General features: G+C 64.9%; 30 protein-coding genes. 3 read left to right on the top strand and 27 right to left on the bottom strand.

Going from position 1 to position 19,487, the window contains the following annotated elements:
• Nucleotides 1–31 precede the first annotated feature (31 nt).
• The 22 genes from secY to rpsJ form a co-directional block, all read right to left on the bottom strand.
• Nucleotides 32–1,411, bottom strand: a complete 1,380-nt coding sequence (secY, locus tag GGC30_RS10315; RefSeq protein WP_017506043.1) for a preprotein translocase subunit SecY — start codon at nucleotides 1,409–1,411, stop codon at nucleotides 32–34.
• A 128-nt stretch (nucleotides 1,412–1,539) separates the two neighbouring features.
• The gene (rplO, locus tag GGC30_RS10310) at nucleotides 1,540–2,133 is read right to left on the bottom strand and encodes a 50S ribosomal protein L15 (protein WP_055804617.1); all 594 of its coding nucleotides are present in this window, start codon (nucleotides 2,131–2,133) and stop codon (nucleotides 1,540–1,542) included.
• Nucleotides 2,134–2,275: 142 nt separating this feature from the next.
• Nucleotides 2,276–2,464 (bottom strand): 50S ribosomal protein L30, encoded by a 189-nt coding sequence (rpmD, locus tag GGC30_RS10305; protein ID WP_055753396.1) that lies wholly within the window; start codon nucleotides 2,462–2,464, stop codon nucleotides 2,276–2,278.
• A gap of 3 nt (nucleotides 2,465–2,467) precedes the next feature.
• Nucleotides 2,468–3,076, bottom strand: a complete 609-nt coding sequence (gene rpsE, locus GGC30_RS10300; RefSeq protein WP_153923827.1) for a 30S ribosomal protein S5 — start codon at nucleotides 3,074–3,076, stop codon at nucleotides 2,468–2,470.
• A 12-nt stretch (nucleotides 3,077–3,088) separates the two neighbouring features.
• Nucleotides 3,089–3,445: a 50S ribosomal protein L18 gene (gene rplR / locus GGC30_RS10295; protein WP_008259637.1), complete on the bottom strand. Its 357-nt coding sequence runs from the start codon at nucleotides 3,443–3,445 to the stop codon at nucleotides 3,089–3,091.
• 3 nt (nucleotides 3,446–3,448) lie between these two features.
• Nucleotides 3,449–3,982, bottom strand: coding sequence for a 50S ribosomal protein L6 (gene rplF, locus GGC30_RS10290; RefSeq protein ID WP_055753394.1), 534 nt, complete (start codon nucleotides 3,980–3,982; stop codon nucleotides 3,449–3,451).
• A gap of 1 nt (nucleotide 3,983) precedes the next feature.
• The gene (rpsH, locus tag GGC30_RS10285; protein ID WP_008262310.1) at nucleotides 3,984–4,382 is read right to left on the bottom strand and encodes a 30S ribosomal protein S8; all 399 of its coding nucleotides are present in this window, start codon (nucleotides 4,380–4,382) and stop codon (nucleotides 3,984–3,986) included.
• 15 nt (nucleotides 4,383–4,397) lie between these two features.
• Nucleotides 4,398–4,703, bottom strand: coding sequence for a 30S ribosomal protein S14 (rpsN, locus tag GGC30_RS10280; RefSeq protein ID WP_055753393.1), 306 nt, complete (start codon nucleotides 4,701–4,703; stop codon nucleotides 4,398–4,400).
• 19 nt (nucleotides 4,704–4,722) lie between these two features.
• Entirely contained in the window at nucleotides 4,723–5,283 is a 561-nt protein-coding gene (gene rplE, locus GGC30_RS10275; protein ID WP_017506049.1) for a 50S ribosomal protein L5, read from the bottom strand.
• On the bottom strand, nucleotides 5,283–5,591 hold the full coding sequence (gene rplX, locus GGC30_RS10270) for a 50S ribosomal protein L24 (RefSeq protein WP_039248554.1): 309 nt from the start codon (nucleotides 5,589–5,591) through the stop codon (nucleotides 5,283–5,285). The genes rplE and rplX overlap by 1 nt, the downstream gene beginning before the upstream one ends.
• A 1-nt stretch (nucleotide 5,592) precedes the next feature.
• A complete protein-coding gene (gene rplN, locus GGC30_RS10265) occupies nucleotides 5,593–5,961 on the bottom strand; it encodes a 50S ribosomal protein L14 (RefSeq protein WP_003164378.1) in 369 nt (122 codons plus the stop codon).
• 18 nt (nucleotides 5,962–5,979) lie between these two features.
• A complete protein-coding gene (gene rpsQ / locus GGC30_RS10260) occupies nucleotides 5,980–6,222 on the bottom strand; it encodes a 30S ribosomal protein S17 (protein WP_017506051.1) in 243 nt (80 codons plus the stop codon).
• Between the two features lie 10 nt (nucleotides 6,223–6,232).
• Complete coding sequence (gene rpmC, locus GGC30_RS10255) at nucleotides 6,233–6,430, bottom strand: 50S ribosomal protein L29 (protein ID WP_008263673.1); 198 nt, start codon at nucleotides 6,428–6,430, stop codon at nucleotides 6,233–6,235.
• On the bottom strand, nucleotides 6,430–6,870 hold the full coding sequence (rplP, locus tag GGC30_RS10250) for a 50S ribosomal protein L16 (RefSeq protein ID WP_017506052.1): 441 nt from the start codon (nucleotides 6,868–6,870) through the stop codon (nucleotides 6,430–6,432). Before rplP ends, rpmC begins: the two co-directional genes overlap by 1 nt.
• 3 nt (nucleotides 6,871–6,873) lie before the next feature.
• Nucleotides 6,874–7,629, bottom strand: coding sequence for a 30S ribosomal protein S3 (gene rpsC, locus GGC30_RS10245; protein WP_017506053.1), 756 nt, complete (start codon nucleotides 7,627–7,629; stop codon nucleotides 6,874–6,876).
• Nucleotides 7,629–8,009, bottom strand: a complete 381-nt coding sequence (gene rplV / locus GGC30_RS10240; protein WP_017506054.1) for a 50S ribosomal protein L22 — start codon at nucleotides 8,007–8,009, stop codon at nucleotides 7,629–7,631. Before rplV ends, rpsC begins: the two co-directional genes overlap by 1 nt.
• A 3-nt stretch (nucleotides 8,010–8,012) precedes the next feature.
• Nucleotides 8,013–8,291 carry a 30S ribosomal protein S19 gene (gene rpsS / locus GGC30_RS10235; RefSeq protein WP_017506055.1) on the bottom strand — a complete coding sequence of 93 codons (279 nt, stop codon included), beginning with the start codon at nucleotides 8,289–8,291 and terminating at the stop codon, nucleotides 8,013–8,015.
• 2 nt (nucleotides 8,292–8,293) lie between these two features.
• Entirely contained in the window at nucleotides 8,294–9,130 is an 837-nt protein-coding gene (gene rplB, locus GGC30_RS10230) for a 50S ribosomal protein L2 (RefSeq protein ID WP_055753391.1), read from the bottom strand.
• A gap of 4 nt (nucleotides 9,131–9,134) precedes the next feature.
• Complete coding sequence (locus GGC30_RS10225) at nucleotides 9,135–9,437, bottom strand: 50S ribosomal protein L23 (protein ID WP_008260292.1); 303 nt, start codon at nucleotides 9,435–9,437, stop codon at nucleotides 9,135–9,137.
• Entirely contained in the window at nucleotides 9,437–10,075 is a 639-nt protein-coding gene (rplD, locus tag GGC30_RS10220) for a 50S ribosomal protein L4 (RefSeq protein WP_055804613.1), read from the bottom strand. Before rplD ends, GGC30_RS10225 begins: the two co-directional genes overlap by 1 nt.
• Nucleotides 10,075–10,824, bottom strand: coding sequence for a 50S ribosomal protein L3 (gene rplC / locus GGC30_RS10215; RefSeq protein WP_055753390.1), 750 nt, complete (start codon nucleotides 10,822–10,824; stop codon nucleotides 10,075–10,077). Before rplC ends, rplD begins: the two co-directional genes overlap by 1 nt.
• Before the next feature lie 21 nt (nucleotides 10,825–10,845).
• On the bottom strand, nucleotides 10,846–11,151 hold the full coding sequence (rpsJ, locus tag GGC30_RS10210) for a 30S ribosomal protein S10 (protein WP_003164367.1): 306 nt from the start codon (nucleotides 11,149–11,151) through the stop codon (nucleotides 10,846–10,848).
• Between the two features lie 589 nt (nucleotides 11,152–11,740).
• On the opposite strand from rpsJ, the gene GGC30_RS10205 reads away from it, so the two are divergent.
• On the top strand, nucleotides 11,741–12,493 hold the full coding sequence (locus GGC30_RS10205) for a porin (protein WP_066551211.1): 753 nt from the start codon (nucleotides 11,741–11,743) through the stop codon (nucleotides 12,491–12,493).
• A gap of 117 nt (nucleotides 12,494–12,610) precedes the next feature.
• On the opposite strand, the gene GGC30_RS10200 is transcribed toward GGC30_RS10205, so the two are convergent.
• The 3 genes from GGC30_RS10200 to GGC30_RS10190 all read right to left on the bottom strand — a co-directional run bounded on the left by GGC30_RS10200 (nucleotide 12,611) and on the right by GGC30_RS10190 (nucleotide 15,696).
• On the bottom strand, nucleotides 12,611–13,498 hold the full coding sequence (locus tag GGC30_RS10200; RefSeq protein WP_153923825.1) for a DUF2807 domain-containing protein: 888 nt from the start codon (nucleotides 13,496–13,498) through the stop codon (nucleotides 12,611–12,613).
• Between the two features lie 112 nt (nucleotides 13,499–13,610).
• Complete coding sequence (locus GGC30_RS10195) at nucleotides 13,611–14,525, bottom strand: transcriptional regulator (protein ID WP_153923823.1); 915 nt, start codon at nucleotides 14,523–14,525, stop codon at nucleotides 13,611–13,613.
• A gap of 10 nt (nucleotides 14,526–14,535) precedes the next feature.
• Nucleotides 14,536–15,696: a GNAT family N-acetyltransferase gene (locus GGC30_RS10190; RefSeq protein WP_153923897.1), complete on the bottom strand. Its 1,161-nt coding sequence runs from the start codon at nucleotides 15,694–15,696 to the stop codon at nucleotides 14,536–14,538.
• A gap of 148 nt (nucleotides 15,697–15,844) precedes the next feature.
• Between GGC30_RS10190 and GGC30_RS16285 the strand changes: the two genes are divergently transcribed.
• Both GGC30_RS16285 and GGC30_RS10185 read left to right on the top strand, forming a co-directional pair.
• Nucleotides 15,845–16,006: a hypothetical protein gene (locus GGC30_RS16285; RefSeq protein WP_165117191.1), complete on the top strand. Its 162-nt coding sequence runs from the start codon at nucleotides 15,845–15,847 to the stop codon at nucleotides 16,004–16,006.
• Between the two features lie 38 nt (nucleotides 16,007–16,044).
• Complete coding sequence (locus GGC30_RS10185; RefSeq protein WP_153923821.1) at nucleotides 16,045–17,112, top strand: L,D-transpeptidase family protein; 1,068 nt, start codon at nucleotides 16,045–16,047, stop codon at nucleotides 17,110–17,112.
• Here the strand turns inward: GGC30_RS10185 and GGC30_RS10180 are convergent.
• Entirely contained in the window at nucleotides 17,109–18,704 is a 1,596-nt protein-coding gene (locus GGC30_RS10180; protein WP_153923819.1) for a carboxylesterase/lipase family protein, read from the bottom strand. The two genes, GGC30_RS10185 and GGC30_RS10180, sit on opposite strands and share 4 nt — an antisense overlap.
• Nucleotides 18,705–18,887: 183 nt before the next feature.
• Nucleotides 18,888–19,487 (bottom strand): EF-Tu/IF-2/RF-3 family GTPase (locus GGC30_RS10175; protein WP_255488881.1); only part of this gene is annotated, 600 nt, incomplete at its 5' end.

Raw genomic sequence — 19,487 nt, 5'->3', positions numbered from 1 at the left:
GCCCTCCCCTGGGCGTCTGACAACCTAAGACTTAGCGGCGAACCGGCGTGGGAGCGCCGCGACCGCCACGACCACGCAGCTTGGCCTTCTTGATCAGGCCTTCGTACTGATGCGCCAGCAGTTGGGACTGAATCTGAGCCACAGTGTCCATGGTGACCGAGACGACGATCAAGATAGACGTTCCGCCAAAGTACAGGCTGTTGCCGAACTGGCTGACGATGAACTCGGGCAGCAGGCAGACTGCGGTGATGTAGGCGGCGCCGATCACGGTCAGGCGGGTCAGGACATAGTCCAGATATTCCGCCGTGCGCTTGCCCGGACGGATGCCCGGCAGGAAGCCGCCGTATTTACGCAGGTTCTCGGCCGTGTCTTCGGGATTGAAGGTGATCGAGGTGTAGAAGAAGCAGAAGAAGACGATCAGGGCGGCATACAGCGCCATAAACAGCGGCTGGCCGTGCGTCAGCTGCGCCGTCACCAGCGGGAGCCAGCTCATCCAGCTGGGCAGGTCGGCGTTGGCCGTCATGGTCGCGACCGTCGTCGGCAGCATCAGCAGCGACGAGGCGAAGATCGGCGGGATAACGCCTGCGGTGTTGACCTTCAGCGGCAGGAACGAACGCTCGCCGCCGGCCATGCGGTTGCCTTCCTGGCGCTTCGGATACTGGATCAGAAGACGGCGCTGGGCGCGTTCCATGAAGACGATGAAGACCACGGTGGCCACGGCCAGAATGGCGATGAACAGCAGGGCGAAGGCCGACATCTGGCCTTGTTGGGCCAAGCCCAGCAGGCGGGCGATGGTGGACGGCAGGACCGCCACGATACCGGCGAAGATGATCAGCGAGATGCCGTTGCCGACGCCGCGCGCGGTCACCTGCTCACCCAGCCACATCAGGAACATGGTGCCGCCGGTCAGGGTCACGACCGTCGAAATGATGAAGAAGATGCCGGGGTTGTCGACCAGGCCGGCCGTGCTGTTCAGGCCCGCCGCGATGCCGAAGGACTGCGCCAGAGCCAAGAACACAGTCAGATAGCGGGTGTACTGGTTCAACTGCTTGCGGCCGCTTTCGCCGCCTTCCTTCTTCAGCTTCTCCCAGGGCGGATACACCGTGCCCATCAGCTGCACGATGATCGAGGCCGAGATGTAGGGCATCACGTTCAGGGCGAAAATGGCCATACGCTCGACCGCGCCGCCCGAGAACATGTTAAACATGTCCAGGATGCCGCGCTGACCGTCCGGGTTCTGGAAGAACTGCAGGAAGGCCTGCGAGTTGATGCCCGGGATCGGCACATAGGTGCCGATGCGATAGACCAGAAGCGCGCCCAGCGTGAACAGCAGGCGTTTATGCAGCTCGGTCGCTTTCGCGAACGAGCCCATATTCATATTGGCGGCGAGTTGTTCTGCGGCCGAAGCCATTATGCGTCCCCACGACTGATTGAGTCGTCAGATAGGCGGAAAGCGGCCCTCATGCGAGGGCCGCTTCCGTTCTTTCGTCGTCGCAGATGTAATCAGGTCACGACCTAATCGCCGCGACGACGCGTGACTTAGGCTTTGGCGGCGGTGCGCTTGGTACGGGCCGAGATCTTGTTCTCGTCGCCGCGCGGCGCCTTGGGAGCCGGAGCCTTGCCCTTGGCGGCGTTGCGCTTCTCGACGCGCGCGGCGGCCTTGGCTTCGGCTTCGATGCGTTGCTCGACGACCGAGCCGCCAGCGGCCTCGATGGCCTTCTTGGCGCCGGCAGTGGCCGACCAGACGACCAGGTTCAGCGCTTGCTTCAGCTCGCCGGTGCCCAGCAGACGCACGCCGTCCTTGACGCGACGGATCACGCCGGCGGCGACCAGGGCGTCGCCCTTCAGTTCGGACTTGGCGTCCAGCTTGCCGGCGTCGACGGCGTCTTGCAGGCGCCACAGGTTCACTTCAGCCAGCTTCAGAGCATTGGCGTTGTTGAAGCCGCGCTTGGGCATACGCATGTACAGCGGCATTTGGCCGCCTTCGAAGCCGCCGATGGCGACGCCCGAACGCGACTTCTGACCCTTGACGCCACGGCCAGCGGTCTTGCCCTTGCCCGAACCGGGGCCACGGCCGACGCGCATGCGCTTCTTGTGGGCGCCTTCGTTGTCGCGGATTTCGTTCAGTTTCATGTGCCTGATCCTTTCGGGTGCTAGCGCCCGGACATCGTCCGGACTCGGCTTGGAAAAAATTAAGGGCCGCTGATAGGCGACCCTCTGGGTATTCGCAAGTGCAGAAACGCCCTCCCCCGGGTGCGGGAGAGGGCGAAACGGTTTACTTTTCGACGATCTCGGTCAGGTGGGCGACCTTGGCGATCATCCCGCGAACCGAAGGCGTGTCTTCCAGAGTGGATTCACGACCCAGGCGGTTTAGACCCAGGCCCACCAGGGTGGCGCGCTGGTCGTTCTTGCGGCGGATCGGCGAACCAGTCTGCTTGACGGTGAGGGTTTTCTTCTCAGCCATGACTTAGGACTCCACGGCTTCGGGCGTCGACGCGCCGTCGTTGCGGCGGCCCATCAGATCCGCGACCTTCTTGCCGCGCTTGGACGCGACTTGACGGGGCGAGGACTGGACCTTCAGCGCTTCGAACGTCGCGCGGATCATGTTGTAGGGGTTCGACGAACCGGTCGACTTGCCCACGACGTCCTGGACGCCGAGGGTTTCGAGCACGGCGCGCATCGGACCGCCCGCGATGACGCCGGTCCCGGGAGGGGCGGCGCGCATCATGATCTTGCCGGCGCCCCAACGGCCGTTGCCGTCGTGGTGCAGCGTGCGGTTCTCGCGCAGCGGAACGCGGATCATCGTCTTCTTGGCTTCTTCAGTCGCCTTGCGGATGGCTTCCGGCACTTCGCGCGCCTTGCCGTGACCGAAGCCGACGCGACCCTTGCCGTCGCCGACGACCATCAGGGCTGCGAAGCTGAAGCGACGGCCGCCTTTGACGGTGGCGGCGACGCGGTTGATGTGCACCAGCTTCTCGACGATGTCGGAATCCGGACCATCAGCAGCGGGACCGTTGCGGTTGTCACGACGGTTGCGATCGTTGCCGCCGCCGCCGCGTTGGGGTTGTTGCGCCATCTGTCGCGTCCCTTAGAAGTTCAGGCCGGCTTCACGCGCGGCTTCCGCCAGCGCCTTCACCCGTCCATGATAGATGTACTCACCACGGTCGAAGACGACGTCCTTGACGCCCTTCTCGATGGCGCGTTCGGCGATCAGCTTGCCAATCGCGGCGGCCGCAGCCGTGTCCGAACCGCGCTTGCCCTTGCCGCCTTCCAGCGACGAGGCAGCCACGACGGTCACGCCCTGGGCGTCGTCGATGATCTGGGCCGAGATGTTCTTGTCCGAACGGTAGACCGACAGACGCAGACGACCGTTGGCGACAGCCTTCAGGCGGCGACGCGTGCGCTCCGAGCGACGCTTGGCTTGTTGTCGAAGAGAAAGAGCCATGACTTACTTCTTCTTGCCTTCCTTGCGACGGACCTTCTCGCCCGCGTAACGGACGCCCTTGCCCTTATAGGGCTCCGGCGGACGCAGCTTGCGGATGACCGAGGCGATCTGACCGACGGCTTGCTTGTCAGCGCCCGATATCTTGATCTCGGTCTGCTTCGGCACAGCGAAGCTGACGCCGGCCGGCGGAGCGATATCGACTTCGTGCGAGAAGCCGAGTTGCAGCGAAAGGGCGTCGCCCTTCATCGCGGCGCGGTAACCCACGCCGACCAGCTCCAGCGACTTTTCGAAGCCCGTGGTGACGCCGACGACCATGTTGTCGACCAGCGTGCGCGACAGACCCCACATCGCGCGAGCGCGAGGCGTGTCCGAACGCGGCGTCAGCGACAGTTCGTCGCCTTCCTGCTTGACTTCGATCTCGTCGGCGACGGTCCAGGCGCTCTCGCCCTTGGGTCCCTTGACGGTGACGTTCTGGCCGTCGAGCGTGACAGTCACGCCCTTCGGCACGGCGATGGTTTTCTTGCCAATACGGGACATATCAGTAGACCCTGCAGAGGACTTCGCCGCCGACGTTAGCGTCGCGGGCGGAAGCGTCGGACATGACGCCCTTCGAAGTCGAGAGGATCGAGATGCCGAGGCCGTTCTTGACGGGCTTCAGATCGCCGATCGCCGAATAGACGCGGCGGCCCGGCTTGGACACGCGCGCGATCTCGGCGATGACGGGCTGACCGTCGAAGTACTTCAGCTCGATCTCGAACTGCGGAAACTCACCCGGGTTCTGAACCAGGTTGTAGCCGCGGATGTAGCCTTCGTCCTGCAGCACGTCGAGGACGCGCTGGCGCAGACGGGAAGCCGGGGTCAGCACCTTGGAACGCTTGCGGGTCGCCGCGTTCTTGATGCGAGCGATCATGTCGCTCAGGGGATCGTTGATCATCATGTCTGTTCGCTCCCCTTACCAGCTGGACTTCGTCAGGCCGGGAATCTGGCCCAGGTTGCCCAGTTCACGCAGCGCAATCCGGCTCATCTTGAGCTTGCGGTAGAACGCCCGCGGACGACCCGTCACTTCGCAGCGGTTGCGAATGCGGCTCGGCGCGGAGTTGCGCGGCAGTTCGGCCAGCTTCAGGCGCGCGTCGAAGCGCTCCTCCAGCGGCAGGTTTTCGTCGTTGGCGGTCGCCTTGAGGGCGGCCCGCTTCGCGGCATACTTCGCAACCAGGGCCTTGACGGCTTCATTGCGGTTTACGGCGCTTTTCTTAGCCATTGTGCTCTTCCCTTCCCGCTCAGTTCTTCACGAACGGGAACTTGAACTCGGTGAGGAGAGCCTTGGCTTCCTCATCGGTCTTGGCCGTGGTGCAGACGACAATGTCCATGCCCCACATCTGATCGATCTGGTCGTAGTTGATCTCCGGGAACACGATGTGTTCCTTCAGACCCGTGGCGTAGTTGCCGCGACCATCGAAGGACGTGCCCTTCAGACCACGGAAATCCTTCACGCGCGGCAGCGCGATCGTGATGAACCGGTCCAGGAACTCGTACATCTGGTCGCCGCGCAGGGTGACCTTGCCGCCGATGACCATGCCTTCGCGCAGCTTGAAGCCGGCGATGGAGTTACGGGCCTTGGTGGCGACGGCCTTCTGACCGGCAATGGCGGTCAGATCCTTGAGGGCGGTGTTCGCCTTCTTGGAGTCCGCGACGGCTTCGCCGATGCCCATGTTCAGGACGATCTTGTCCAGCTTGGGCACCTGCATTTCGTTCGTGTAGCCGAACTTTTCTTTCATCACCTGGCGGATGCGAGCGTGATACTCGTCCTTGAGGCGCGGGGTGTACTTTTCGGTAGCCATCAGATGACGTCTCCCGTCGTCTTGGCGATGCGGACCTTCTTGTCCCCATCGATCTTGAAGCCGACGCGGGTTGCCTTGCCGTTGGCGTCGGCGATCGCGACGTTCGACAGGTGAAGCGAGGCTTCCTTGTTCTTGATGCCGCCCTGCGGGTCAGCCTGGCTCGGGCGCGTGTGGCGCTGAACCATGTTGACGCCTTCGACGAGGACGCGGTTTTCGGTGGGCAGGACCTTCAGCACGTTGCCCGTGCGGCCCTTGTCCTTGCCGGTAAGGACGACGACGCGGTCGCCCTTCTTGATCTTGGCGGCCATGTTACAGGACCTCCGGAGCCAGCGAGATGATCTTCATGTGGTTCTTGGCGCGCAGTTCGCGAGGAACCGGGCCGAAGATCCGCGTGCCGACAGGCTCGTTCTGCTTGTTGACGATGACGGCGGCCGACTTGTCAAAGCGGATGACCGAGCCGTCCTTGCGTTGGATGTCCTTGGCGGTGCGCACGACGATGGCGCGAACGACGTCGCCCTTCTTCACACGGCCGCGCGGGATGGCTTCCTTCACGGAGGCGACGATTGTGTCGCCGATCGAGGCGTAGCGGCGCTTGGAGCCGCCCAACACCTTGATGCACATGACCCGGCGGGCGCCCGAATTATCGGCCACTTCCAGGTTAGTTTGCATCTGGATCATAAGATCAGATCCTTCTGATTACGAGGCGGAGGCGTTGGAAAGGACTTCCCAGCGCTTCAGTTTGGACTTGGGGGCGCACTCGACGATGCGAGCGATGTCGCCGACCTTGAGCGCGTTGGCTTCGTCGTGCGCGTGGTACTTCTTGGACGACCGGACGGTCTTCTTCAGAAGCGGGTGAAGCAGGGTGCGCTCCACCTTCACAACGACAGTCTTCTCGCCCTTGTCGGACACGACCACGCCTTCAAGAATTCGCTTGGGCATATTCGTTTCCTTACGAGGCCGCACGCTTCTCGCGCAGAAGCGTCGAGATGCGAGCGATGTCTTTGCGGACTTCACCAACGCGGTGAGTCTTTTCCATTTGGCCGGTGGCCGCCTGGAAGCGCAGGTTGAACTGTTCCTTCTTGAGCTTCAGCAGCTCGTCGGACAGTTGGTCGGTCGTTTGCGACCGCAGATCGGCGATCTTGGTCATTAGGCGGCAGCCTCCACATGCGCGACGCCGGCGTCGATACGGGTCACGACCTTGGTGCGGACCGGCAGCTTGGCGGCGCCAAGACGGAGTGCTTCGCGGGCGACATCGTCCGGCACGCCGTCGATTTCAAACAGGATACGGCCCGGGTGGCAACGCGCGGCCCAGTGGTCCACGGCGCCCTTGCCCTTACCCATCCGGACTTCGGCCGGCTTGCCCGTGACGGGCAGGTCGGGGAAGACGCGGATCCAGACGCGGCCCTGACGCTTCATCTGGCGAGTGATCGCGCGGCGAGCCGCTTCGATCTGACGCGCGGTGATGCGTTCCGGCTCCAGCGTCTTCAGGCCATACGACCCGAAGTTCAGCGAGAAACCGCCCTTGGCCGAGCCATGGATCCGGCCTTTGAAGGCCTTGCGGTATTTGGTCTTCTTCGGTTGCAACATGACTTAGTTCTCACGTCCCCGGTCGCGACGCGGACCGCGGTCGCCACGGGGGCCGCCGCGTTCGCGGCCTTCGTTCGAGGACGGACCCGAAGCTTCCTGGGCCCAACGCTTGTCCTGCGCCATGGGATCGTGCTCCAGCACTTCACCCTTAAAGACCCAGACCTTCACGCCGATGATGCCGTAGGTCGTCTTGGCTTCGTAGAAACCATAGTCGATGTCGGCGCGCAGCGTGTGAAGCGGCACGCGACCTTCGCGGTACCATTCCATACGTGCGATTTCGGCGCCGCCCAGACGACCCGAGACATTCATACGAATGCCCTTGGCGCCCAGACGCATGGCCGACTGCATCGAACGCTTCATGGCGCGACGGAAGGCCACGCGGCGCTCCAGCTGCTGCGCGATGTTCTCGGCGATCAGCTGCGCATCGGTTTCCGGCTTGCGGACTTCGATGATGTTCAGGTGAACTTCACCCTCGGTGCGCGCCGAGATGTCCTTGCGGAGCTTCTCGATGTCAGCACCCTTCTTGCCGATCACGACACCCGGACGGGCGGCGTAGATGGTGATGCGGCACTTCTTGTGCGGGCGCTCGATGATGATGCGCGACACGCCGGCGGCGGCCAGGCGTTCCCGCAGCCACTCGCGCAGCTTCAGGTCCTGGTGCAGCAGGCGGGAATAGTCGGCGCCGGCGGCGAACCAGCGGCTGTCCCACGTGCGGTTCACGCCGAGGCGCAGACCGACCGGATTGATTTTCTGTCCCATCAGGCGGCCTCGCCGGCTTCACGGACCACGATGGTGATCTCGCTGAACGGTTTCAGGATGCGCGACGAACGACCGCGAGCACGGCTCGCGAAACGCTTCATCACCAGGTTCTTGCCCACGAAGGCCTCGGCGACGACCAGATTGTCGATGTCGAGGTTGTGGTTGTTCTCGGCGTTCGAGATCGCCGAATACAGGACCTTGCGGACGTCGCCAGCGATGCGCTTACGGCTGAATTCCAGCTCGTTCAGCGCCTTCTGGACCGGCATGCCGCGGATCGAAGCGGCGACCAGGTTCAGCTTTTGCGGGCTGATACGCACGTTGACCAGCTTTGCGCGGGCCTCGGTCGGGGCGACCCGACGCTCGTTTTTTGTCTGGGCCATCGGTTACTTCCTTTTGGCCTTCTTGTCCGCCGCGTGACCCGGGAAGTTCCGGGTCGGGGCGAACTCGCCGAGCTTCATGCCGACCATCTCTTCCGAGACCGACACGGGCACGTGCTTCTGACCGTTATGGACGCCGAACGTCAGACCGACGAACTGCGGCAGGATGGTGGAGCGGCGCGACCAGGTCTTGATCACGTCCTTGCGGCCCGACGATTGAACGGCGTCGGCCTTCTTGAGCAGATACCCGTCGACAAACGGGCCTTTCCAGGAGGAGCGGGCCATTCTTAGCGAGCCTTCTTAACGTGGCGGGTACGGATGATGTACTTGTCCGTAGCCTTGTTCTTGCGGGTACGAGTGCCCTTGGTGTCCTTACCCCACGGCGTGACGGGGGTACGACCACCAGAGGTCCGGCCTTCACCACCACCATGCGGGTGGTCGATCGGGTTCATGGCGACGCCGCGAACGTGCGGACGCCAGCCCATGTGACGCTTACGACCGGCCTTGCCCAGGTTCTGGTTCATGTGGTCGGGGTTCGAAACCGCGCCCACCGTGGCGATGCAGCCGTCCAGGACCATGCGCAGTTCGCCCGAGCCGAGACGGATCTGGGCGTAGCCCTGATCGCGACCGACCAGCTGGGCGTAGGCGCCGGCCGAACGGGCCAGCTGAGCGCCCTTGCCCGGCTTCATTTCGATGTTGTGGATGATCGTACCCACCGGCATCGAACGCAGCGGCATGGCGTTGCCCGGCTTCACGTCGGTCTTTTCGCCCGCCACGATCGTGTCGCCCGCCTTAAGGCGTTGCGGCGCGATGATGTAGGTCTTCTCGCCGTCCTCGTAGGTCACGAGCGCGATGAAGGCCGTGCGGTTCGGATCGTATTCCAGACGCTCGACCGTGCCGACCATGTCCCACTTGCGACGCTTGAAGTCGATCTTGCGGTACAGGGTCTTGGCGCCGCCGCCACGGAAGCGGACCGCGATGCGACCGCCCTGCCCGCGTCCGCCCGACTTGGTCAGGCCTTCGGTCAGCGACTTTTCCGGACGGCCCTTGTGGAGTTCCGAACGGTCAACCAGCACGAGGGCGCGACGGCCCGGCGAGGTCGGATTGTAATGTTTCAAGGCCATCTGATCAGAGCCCCGTGGTGACGTCGATCGACTGGCCGTCAGCCAGCGTCACGATCGCTTTTTTGATGTCGACCCGGCGACCCAGGATACCCCGGAAGCGCTTGGTCTTGCCCTTTTGAACCAGGGTGTTGACCTTCAGGACGTTGACTTTGAACAGGCTTTCGACCGCAGCGGCGATCTCGTCCTTGGTCGCCGTGTCGGCGACGCGGAAGACGACCTTGTTCTGCTCGGACAGGATCGTGGCCTTTTCGGTGATCACCGGGGCCAGGATGGTGTCGTAGTGCTTGGCGGTAGGTTGAGCGGCCATTACGCGGCTTCCTTATCGCTGAAGCGGGCTTCGATGGCCTCGATGGCGGCCTTCGTCAGCACCAGCTTGTCAGCCCGCAGGATGTCATAGACGTTCAGGCCGGCGTTCGGCAGCACGTCGATGTGCGGGATGTTGCGTGCGGCCAGGCCGAAGTTCGCATCGACTTCGGGACCCGCGATGATCAGAGCCTTGGTCCAGCCCAGCTTGCCGAGCGTTTCACGCAGCGAAGCGGTCTTGGCTTCCTTCACCGAGACGGTGTCGACCACGATCAGGTCGCCCGACTTGGCCTTGGAGGACAGGGCGTGACGCAGAGCCAGCGCGCGGATCTTCTTCGGCAGCGAGAAGCCGTGATCGCGAACGATCGGGCCGAAGGCGCGCGAACCGCCGACGAACTGCGGTGCACGGCGCGAACCGTGACGAGCGCCGCCGGTGCCCTTTTGCTTGTACATCTTCTTACCCGTACGAGAGTTCTCGTTGCGGGTCTGAACCTTGTGCGTACCGGCGCGGCGCTTGGCCAGTTGCCAGTTGACGGTGCGGGCCAGGATGTCGCCGCGGATGTCCGAGATGCCGAAGACGGCGTCCGACAGTTCCACGTCGCCAGCAGCCTTGCCGTCGAGTTGGATGACAGAGAGTTTCATTACGCTTCACCGCCTTCGGTCGCTTCGACGGGGGCTTCTTCAGCCGGGGTCGAAGCGGGTTGAGCAGCAGACTTGCTCGACTTCAGCGCGCCGGGGAACGGAGCGTCGGCCGGGCGAGCCTTCTTGATGGCGTCGCGAACCTTGACGTAGCTGCCGTCGTGACCGGGGACAGCGCCCTTGATCAGGATCAGGCCACGTTCGGCGTCCACGCGGACGACGGTCAGGTTCTGGGTGGTGACGGTCTCGGTGCCGTAGTGGCCGGCCATCTTCTTGCCGGGGAACGTGCGACCCGGGTCCTGACGGTTACCCGTCGAACCGTGCGAACGGTGCGAGACCGAAACGCCGTGGGTGGCGCGAAGGCCGCCGAAGTTCCAGCGCTTCATGGCGCCGGCGAAACCCTTACCGATGGTCTCGCCCTGGATGTCGACCTTCTGGCCCACCAGGAAGTGTTCGGCCGACAGTTCGGCGCCCACGTCCAGCAGACCGTCCGCATCGACGCGGAACTCGGTCACATAGGCCTTCGGTTCGACTTCCGCCTTGGCGAAGGTCTCGCGTTGAGCCTTGTTGGTGTTCTTAGCCTTCTTCGTGCCAGCGCCCAGCTGGAGAGCGACGTAGCCGTCACGCTCCTGGGTACGTTGGCCGACGACTTGGCAGCCGTCGAGCTGCAGCACAGTGACCGGTACGTGCGCGCCGTCATCGGCGAACACGCGGGTCATGCCCAGCTTCTTGGCGATCACGCCCGTGCGCATCGGATCCCGCCTCTTTCTACTTTAAATCTTGATCTCGACGTCCACGCCGGCGGACAGGTCGAGCTTCATGAGCGCGTCCACGGTCTGCGGGGTGGGGTCGACGATGTCGAGCACGCGTTTGTGCGTGCGGATTTCAAACTGCTCACGCGACTTCTTATCGACGTGCGGAGAGCGGTTCACGGTGAACTTCTCGATCAGGGTCGGCAGCGGAATCGGACCGCGAACGGTCGCGCCGGTGCGCTTGGCGGTATTAACGATCTCGCGCGTCGAAAAATCGAGGACGCGGTGATCAAAGGCCTTGAGCCTGATGCGGATGCTTTGATCCATATCGGTGCTTACTTCCAATGCGGTCGGAGGACCGCGTCCCTGTGAACCATTTCAAAGACCGAAGGCCTTCGGGCAAAAAGCCCTCAGGGAACGCAAATCCGCAAAAACGATCGGCCCACGCAGTTGCCCGCGAAGGCCGTTGATATCCCAAGAAGCTGCAAAGAACAGTGACTTAGGTCGTTCTTGCGAACCGCGTTTGCAGCGAACTGCACAGCCGGTCCAACAAGAGTGGTGGCTTATGCCTATCGATTCTGATTTCGTCAAGCGCGCAAACCCGGGCTGCCACAGGATTTCGACGCGGTATTCGCCGAGGGCTCAGCACAGCGTCACGAGGCATTCGTCGGCGACGTCGGCGGCGTCGGACGCCTCTTTATAGTGCATGAGCGCGACTGCGGCGCGCGATTAACGACTTGCCCCACAGATCGCCAAGTCGTGACACATTCTGGCCGCAACGCGTGGCTGTTGCGCAACAACCTTGCCATCCCAAGCCAATCGAACGTCGGTTTATTGCTCCGCTTCGTCTTAGGCTGATAGCAGCGCCCCTCCCCGGACCCCCATCCGGGAGCAGACTGCTAAGGACAAAAGAAAAATGAAGACGATCCTCCTCGCCACGGCCGCCGCCGCCCTGTTCGCCGCCCCGGCCTTCGCCCAAGACGCCATCGGTTCGGTCGGCGTGACCTATTCCAACCCGTCGATCGAAGTCGCCGGCGACGATGTCGACGCTGACGTCTGGACCGTTGACGGATCGGTCGCCCTGCCGGCCCAGGACTGGACCGTGACCCTGAACGGCGCGATCGACTACACCAAGGCCTTTGGCGAAGAAGACGTCACCGGCGCGGCCGCTGCTCACCTGACCAAGATGTGGTCCTCCGACGTCCGCGCCGGCGCCTTCGTCGCCGCCAACGGCATCGGCAGCGGCAACGAGCCGATCTGGACCGTCGGCGCCGAAGCGCAGAAGTATCTGTCGAACGCCACCCTGACCGGCCAAGTCGCCTACACGACCGCTGACAATGTGGACGCCGACATCTGGACCGTCGGCGCTGACGCCGCCTTCTACGTCATGCCGAATCTGCGCCTGAACGCCGGCGTCGCCTACAACAACGTCGACTTCTCGGGCGGCGACACCGACGCCTGGACCTACGGCGTGGGCGCCGAATACGAGTTCGAGAACACCCCGTTCTCGCTGGGCGCCGCCTATACCCGCGCCGACATCGATTCGCTGGACGTCGACACCTGGTCGGTCGGCCTGCGCTATTCGTTTGGCGGCGGTCTGCAAGCGCGTGACCGCGCCGGCGCCAACCTGGGCGTCTCGGCCATCTCCAGCGTCCTGAACGTCTTCTAAGCGTCTCGGACCTGATCCATGCGAAGAGCCCCGGCGGAGCGATCCGCCGGAGCTTTTTGTTTGGCCGGAAAAGGCCCCCGGGGTTCCACGACCGGGGATCTTCTCGTCGCTCGGGTCTTACTGCCCGATCTGCAGGGTTCCCGATCCGACGACGGAGCGAGAAACCGATCCCGTGGCTGAGGCGACTCGGACGCTGCCCGATCCGGCGATCGCCACGTCCAGGTCGCGCGTCGCGCCGCCGTAGCGAACATCGCCCGAGCCGCCGATGGCGACCGACAGCTTGTCCATTCGGCCCTGCCGCACATTCACACCGCCCGAGCCGCCGATGGACAGTTCACTGCGTCCGCCGGCGCTGGCCACCTCGACATTGCCCGATCCGCCGACAGCCGCCTTCAGGGCTCCGGTCGCTCCGGCCGAGATGGAGCCAGATCCGCCGACGCTGGCGTTCAGCGATCGAGACGTGCCCGCGCGGATCGCGCCCGAGCCGCCGAGTCCCAGTTCCAGATCGCCGTCCACATTGGCCACGTTCCAGTTGCCGCAGCCGCCGTTGTCCAACTCGACCGATCGCGCGCCGCGTCCGACCGAGCCGAAGACCGCGCCGCTGGCGCTGACGTCAACGGCGCGCGGCGTACGCACGACGATCAGCGGCGCGTCTTCCAGGCGAATGCGGCCCAGGTCGCGTACCTCGGCGGTCGCGCCCTGCCCCGGCTGGCCCGCATCGCTGCGACCGGAGTTGCAGCCGCGAATGGCGCTGTTGCCGCCCCACATGCCGTTACGCCGCAGGCCGCCGTCGATCTTGACGTCATTGCCGTCGCGGCGAACCTGAATGGCCGGCAAGCGTGTCTGGCCTTGCGTGACCTCGATCCCGATATCCTGACGATCCTCGACGATGACCACCACACGGGCGACGGCGTTGCGGATCTCGACCTCGGCGGCCGAAGCGGGCGCCACGACAAACCCGGTCAGGGTGGCGACGGCGGCGGCGGCGATCAGTGCGGTTTTCATGAGCGTTTTCCCTTCCCGGATGTGAGGAGCCCGGTTCTGAAGAGAAGGTGCGCGCCGCCCGCGCCCAAGTCATTTTAACTCGAGGTCATGAACTCGAATTAACGCCCCGAGCTTATGACGTCGCGTTCAGAGCGCCCGCGCCGTCAGCCGCGCCGATCTCCGGCTCGAAGTCGCGCTCGAAGTTGGCGATCTTGCTCTTCATCGCGCCCGCCTTCTTCAGCGCCAGCGACGCGGCCCAGCGCGCCGCCAGCTCCGGCGTGGTCATGCCGTCGGTGAAGCGCGGCCGCCCGCCCCGGCTGCGGATCACCGCATTGGTGAACAGCGCCCCGTTGCGGAAACGGGACGGCCAGGTCTGAAAATCCATCGACAGGCTGACGCAGAAGCGGTCCAGATTCTCCACCCGGTGCGGCGCATACAGCGGCCAGGTCAGGGCGCGGCCTGGCTCCAGATCCATGACCTGCGCGTCCTGTTCGAACGCCAGCGTGTAAGGCAGCTCTTCGGTCGTCTGGCGCGCAACCACCTGTTCCATGTTTCGCTCGGGCAGATGCCCCTCGTCGCCAGGATAGACGAACAGCCGCTTGCGCCCACGCAGGTGAAACAGCACCACGCCCGCCGCGTCGAAATGATAGGGCACGCGCGCCTTGGGCGACGACAGGATCAACTGCCCCGCGTTCCGCACCGCCCGCATCCCCGGGTAGGTCGCCTGGATCGCCGCGAAATCCTTCATCGCCGCCGCCCACAACTCGGGCCAGCCGGTCTCGACCCCGCGCAGATTGACCCACAGCCGACCCTGTTTGATCGCCTCCAGCAACTCCTCTCCTGACAACCGCCCCCGCGCGCCGGTGCGCAAGGACACCTGACCCTCATCGTCGTAGTCATACAGGTTGATGTCGAACAGCTCGGCCGGATAGCGATCCAGCACGGCGGCCAGCGCCGCGTCCTCGGCGAATCCTTGCTTAATCAGGGTGTGGGCGTGGGTCTTGGCCTCGGCGATCGGGCCCGGATAGCGTGTGCGGCGTTGGGTCATGCCGATATCCTCAAACGTGGGCGACGCGCGCCGGCGTCTTCTTCTTGGCAGCCGCCTTCTGGACAGCCGACCGTGCGGCGACCGCCGCGCCCCTCAGCCGCCCGACCGGCGTCGCCTCGCAAGCTTCGATCGTGGCCCAGCGCCGACGCAGGGACGCTCGCACCGCCTCGCCGCGTCCGCCCGCCCTGTTCAGCGCCGCGACCGTGATGTCGCCCAGCGCTTGGGTCACGCCCGGCTGCATCACCACGGCTTCGCGCACCGTCTGGCGCGCGTTGACGAAATACTTCTTGTAGGTCTCGCCCTCGAAGCCGAAGTCGAACACCCGGAAGCCCTCGGCCGCCGCCAGCCGCATCGTGTCCATGCTGAGCAGGATGCCCGGCGAACAGCGCGCCAGCGTCGGCTCATAGGCCGGGAACCAGAAATGGTAATGCCGCCCGGCGTGCAGCGAGAACTCGATCGCCACCAGCTTGTCGCCCGCGTGCATCGCCGCCATCGAGGCGCCGAAGCCTTCTCGCGGCTCGCTCATCAGCGCGTGGAGCAAATCCCGCGTCCAGCCGCAGGCGAAGATGTCGTGCAGGCCCGAGCGCCGATACTGCGCCGCCTTCAGCGCGATCAGATGATCCAGCAGCGCAGGATCTCTGAGACCCCGCTCCACCCGGATCGGCCCCAGCTCAGCCTCCAGGCTGCGGCGCGCCCGCTCCTTGTCCTTGAAGTATTTGCCGAAGGTCTTGCGACGCTCGGCGTACCAGTCGTCATAGCCCGCCTCGGGCATGGCCACCTGCACCGTCTCACGCGCCTGGCCTGTTTCGCCCGCGCCGATCCACCCAGGCACGTTCAGCCGCTTGGCTTTCAACAGCCGCGCCACCTCTTCCAGCGTGATCGTCTCGCCCGCCGGGGCGATGACGCCATGATAGTCGTTCATGGGCGCGCCCAGCGGCTGCACCGCTCCGCCGCGTCGCTGATGCGGGAAGAAGCCGACGATCTTGTCATCTCGCCGGAATACGGCGATCGCCGCGCCGGGGCAGACCCGCGAGGCGATCTCGGCATAGTCCCAGCGGAAATACGGGCTGGCCAGATCAGGATTGCCCGCCGTCCACCCACGCCACAGGGCGACGGCGGCGGCGTCCATCGCCGCCGCGTCCATGATCTCGACCTGCAGCATTCCGGCCATACGCATCCTCTAGGGCCCTGTGCAGCAAGGTCCATTCCACATCGCACCCTGCCCTATGCGCGTTTCATCAGGGTTCACTGTCATGGTGAATGCACGTTGAAGGAGCCGCGGTCGCCCTGGCGCGTTTGAGTGACCCAAGGAGAAGACCATGACCGATCAACGCCCTGACAGCAAAGCCGTCGAGAACGAAAACCTGCGGCCGGACGCCGACGGCCAGCCGCCGCGCCCCGCGACCGAACCCAAGGGCTCGAAGGACTCGTCCAACTCCGGCGAAACCGAAACCGACCCCGCGACCGGCGAACCCAACTGAACATCGACCGCCTGCACTCACCACCTCGAAAGTCTTTTATGAACCGTCCCGCCTACCTCGCCGCACTCGCTGTTCTCGCTCTGGGCGCCTGTTCGCCGAAGGAAGAGAACACAGCCGCCCCAGCGGCGCAGACGGCCGAGGCCGCGCAAGTGGGCCAAACCGGCCCGCTCTCTCGAGACGCCATCGAAAACACCGCCTATGCGGCGCCGCCGGCCGCACAAGAGGGCCAGCCGGCCAGCCCGAATGCCGCCCAGCAGCAGCCGCAGCCCGCCCTGATCCGCGCCCAGGTTCTTCTGGAGCGCGCCCGCTTCTCGCCCGGCGCGATCGACGGCCTGGCGGGGTCGAACATGCGTCAGGCGATCTCCGCGTTTCAGGAAGCCAACGGCATGACGGTGAATGGCGAGTTGAACGCCGACGTGATGGGCCGACTGCGCGCCGCCGCCGGACCGGGCGCGGTGACCACCACCTACACCATCACCCAGCAGGAGATCGACGGACCCTATCTCGGCGTCGTCCCCACGGAGCTGGAAGCTCAGGGTCAGGCGGCCCACATGGGATACGCCAATATCGTAGAGGCCTTGGCCGAGCGTTTCCACGTCACCGAGGCCTTGCTGCGCGCCATGAACCCCGGCGCCGACTTCAATCGCGTGGGCCAAGGCCTGCTTGTCCCCGCCGTCAACACCGCCCCCCTGCCCGCCGACGTGGACCACATCGACGTCGACAAGAGCGAAGGCTCGGTCAAGGCGTTCGACGCCGACGGCAAGCTGATCGCCTATTTCCCCGCCACCATCGGCAGCGGCGACAATCCCACCCCGACCGGCACGGTCAAGGTGAACGGCGTGGCGCGAAACCCGGACTACACCTACGACCCGTCGAAACTCAGCTATGGCGACGGCAAGAAGAAGGTCGTCGTCAAACCGGGCCCCAACAATCCGGTCGGCGTCGTCTGGATCGATCTGAACAAGCCCAGCTACGGCATCCACGGCACGCCGGACCCGCATCTGGTCGGCAAGACGGCGTCGCACGGCTGCGTCCGCCTGACCAACTGGGACGCCTGGATGCTGGCCGACAAGGTTAAGCCCGGCGTCACTGTCCGCTTTATCTAGTGGACGGCGCCGAACGGCGTCCCGTCCCAGAAGTCGCAGTGGTGGCGTTCGAAGAAGCCGTCGTCGATGACATCGCCTTGTGGCTTGAACACGCGCACCGGCCCCGCACCCTCGACGCGGGGCCATTTGGCGGCGAAGGCCGAACGCCCGAACGTCGCCCACAGCCTTTGCATCCGCTCCGACAGCGCTCTCTGCTCAGGCGTGAACCGCTTTGGATCAGCAAACACCCAGCGCGTGCCGAACACATAGGCCAGTTCGCTGGCGTGATAGGCGCCTAGGTCGAGACCGACAATCCAGTCGGGCAAGACGAACGGCGCCTCGCGATCGGCGAACTCATAGCCCCACACCGGCACGTGCTGGGCCAGCAGTCGTCGCAAAGCCTGTGACGGACAGGCGAACCTCTGGTCGGTAAAGTTGGTGGCGATGGCATAGGCGGGCCCGTCCTCACCGACCGGATAGCGCGCCAACACCCGCTCGCCCTGATCGCCGTACATCCAGATCGTCTCCTTCTGATAGCGATCCATGTCCTGCACCTCGTTGGCGAACAGCCGCCCCTCATCGAGGTTCGTCCCGACGAGAACTGGCACGCGCGTGAACCGCCCCTCGCGGATCGCGACCGCCGGGTTTTCCGGCACAGTGGCGTCCGTGTGCACCGGTCCCCACGATCCCGGCCCGTTGATGCCCGCCCTCAATGACGCCGCCCGCGACAGCCGCCAGGCCGGAAGCGCCTTCAGACACGCGATCTGATCCTGGCCGGTGCAGCCCAGCCTTTCGGCGAACATTGGCCCCGACAGGGCCGCATCCTGCGCCCTGACCAGCGACGACGGCTCAAGACATCCGCCGCTCTGCATGATGACCCGTTGATACAGGCCCTCCGACTGCGGCGACGCCATCAGGTAACAGGCCGTCCAGGCCCCGGCGCTCTCGGCGAACAGGGTGACGTCGCCCGGGTCGCCGCCAAAGGCCGCAATGTTCCGATGCACCCACTTCAGCGCCGCCTGCTGATCCATCAGGCCGAAGTTGCCGCCGAAGCCTTCGCCAGTCGCCTGAAACCCCGGATGCGCCAGCCAGCCCAGCGCGCCGAGCCGATAATTCATCGTCACGACCACCCGCCCCTGCTCCCGGGCCAGTTTTGACGGATCGTAGTTGGCGCCCGCCCCCACGGTGAAGGCGCCGCCCGGGATATAGACCATCACCGGCCGCGCCTCGGCCGCCTCTCCGCCCGGCGCATAGATGTTCAGATACAGACAGTCCTCGGACCCGACGACGATCCCGCCGCCGCCGCCCAGGATCGAGCGTCGCCCGATCGCCTGGGTGCAGTCCGGTCCGATCCGCGTCGCATCCCGAGCGCCCTGCCATGCCGCGACCGGCTGCGGCGCGCGCCAGCGCCGTTCGCCGACCGGCGGTGCCGCGAACGGAACGCCGAGGAACGCTCGCGTCCCCGCCCCATCGACGCCGCGCACCGTCCCGGCTTCCGTCGTCGCCAACACCGGCTCGGCGTCCTTGGCGAACCGGACCTGATCGACCTTGCCGGGATGGGTGGCGCAGGCCGACAGGGCGACAAGGCACGCAAGCAACGAGATCAGACGCATCGTGAACCTTGGCTTTTGGGCAGACGATCCTAACGCCCGAACGGCAGGCCCGTTGCGGGCGCCTGTGGTCGCCCCCACAGCAAAACGGCCCCCGGATCGCTCCGGAGGCCGTTCTGTTACGCTACTCTGTATCCAACCGGCCTCATGCAGCGCGTGAGCGCGTTAGGCCGAAAGGATGTCTTCTTACTCGACGATCTTGGCCACGACGCCGGCGCCGACGGTGCGGCCGCCTTCACGGATGGCGAAGCGCAGGCCCTGGTCCATGGCGATCGGGGTGATCAGCTCGACGTTCAGCTCGGCGTTGTCGCCCGGCATGATCATCTCGACGCCTTCCTTCAGGTGAACGATGCCGGTCACGTCCGTCGTGCGGAAGTAGAACTGCGGGCGATAGTTCGTGAAGAACGGGGTGTGACGACCGCCTTCTTCCTTGGTCAGGATGTAGGCTTCGGCCAGGAACTTGGTGTGCGGGGTGATGGAGCCCGGCTTGCACAGCACTTGGCCGCGCTCGACGTCTTCACGCTTCGTACCGCGCAGCAGCACGCCGACGTTGTCGCCCGCTTGACCTTGGTCCAGCAGCTTGCGGAACATTTCCACGCCCGTGCAGGTCGTCTTCTGGACCGGACGGATGCCGACGATCTCGACTTCCTCACCGACCTTGACGATGCCCTTCTCGACGCGGCCCGTGACCACGGTGCCGCGGCCCGAGATCGAGAACACGTCTTCGACCGGCATCAGGAACGGCAGGTCGACCGGACGCTCCGGCTGCGGGATGTAGGCGTCGAC

The sequence above is a fragment of the Brevundimonas sp. SPF441 genome, assembly GCF_009661015.1.
Taxonomy (GTDB): domain Bacteria; phylum Pseudomonadota; class Alphaproteobacteria; order Caulobacterales; family Caulobacteraceae; genus Brevundimonas; species Brevundimonas vesicularis.
Note: the sequence above shows the minus strand (reverse complement) of the source record. Positions and strands in the feature narration are given on the sequence as shown.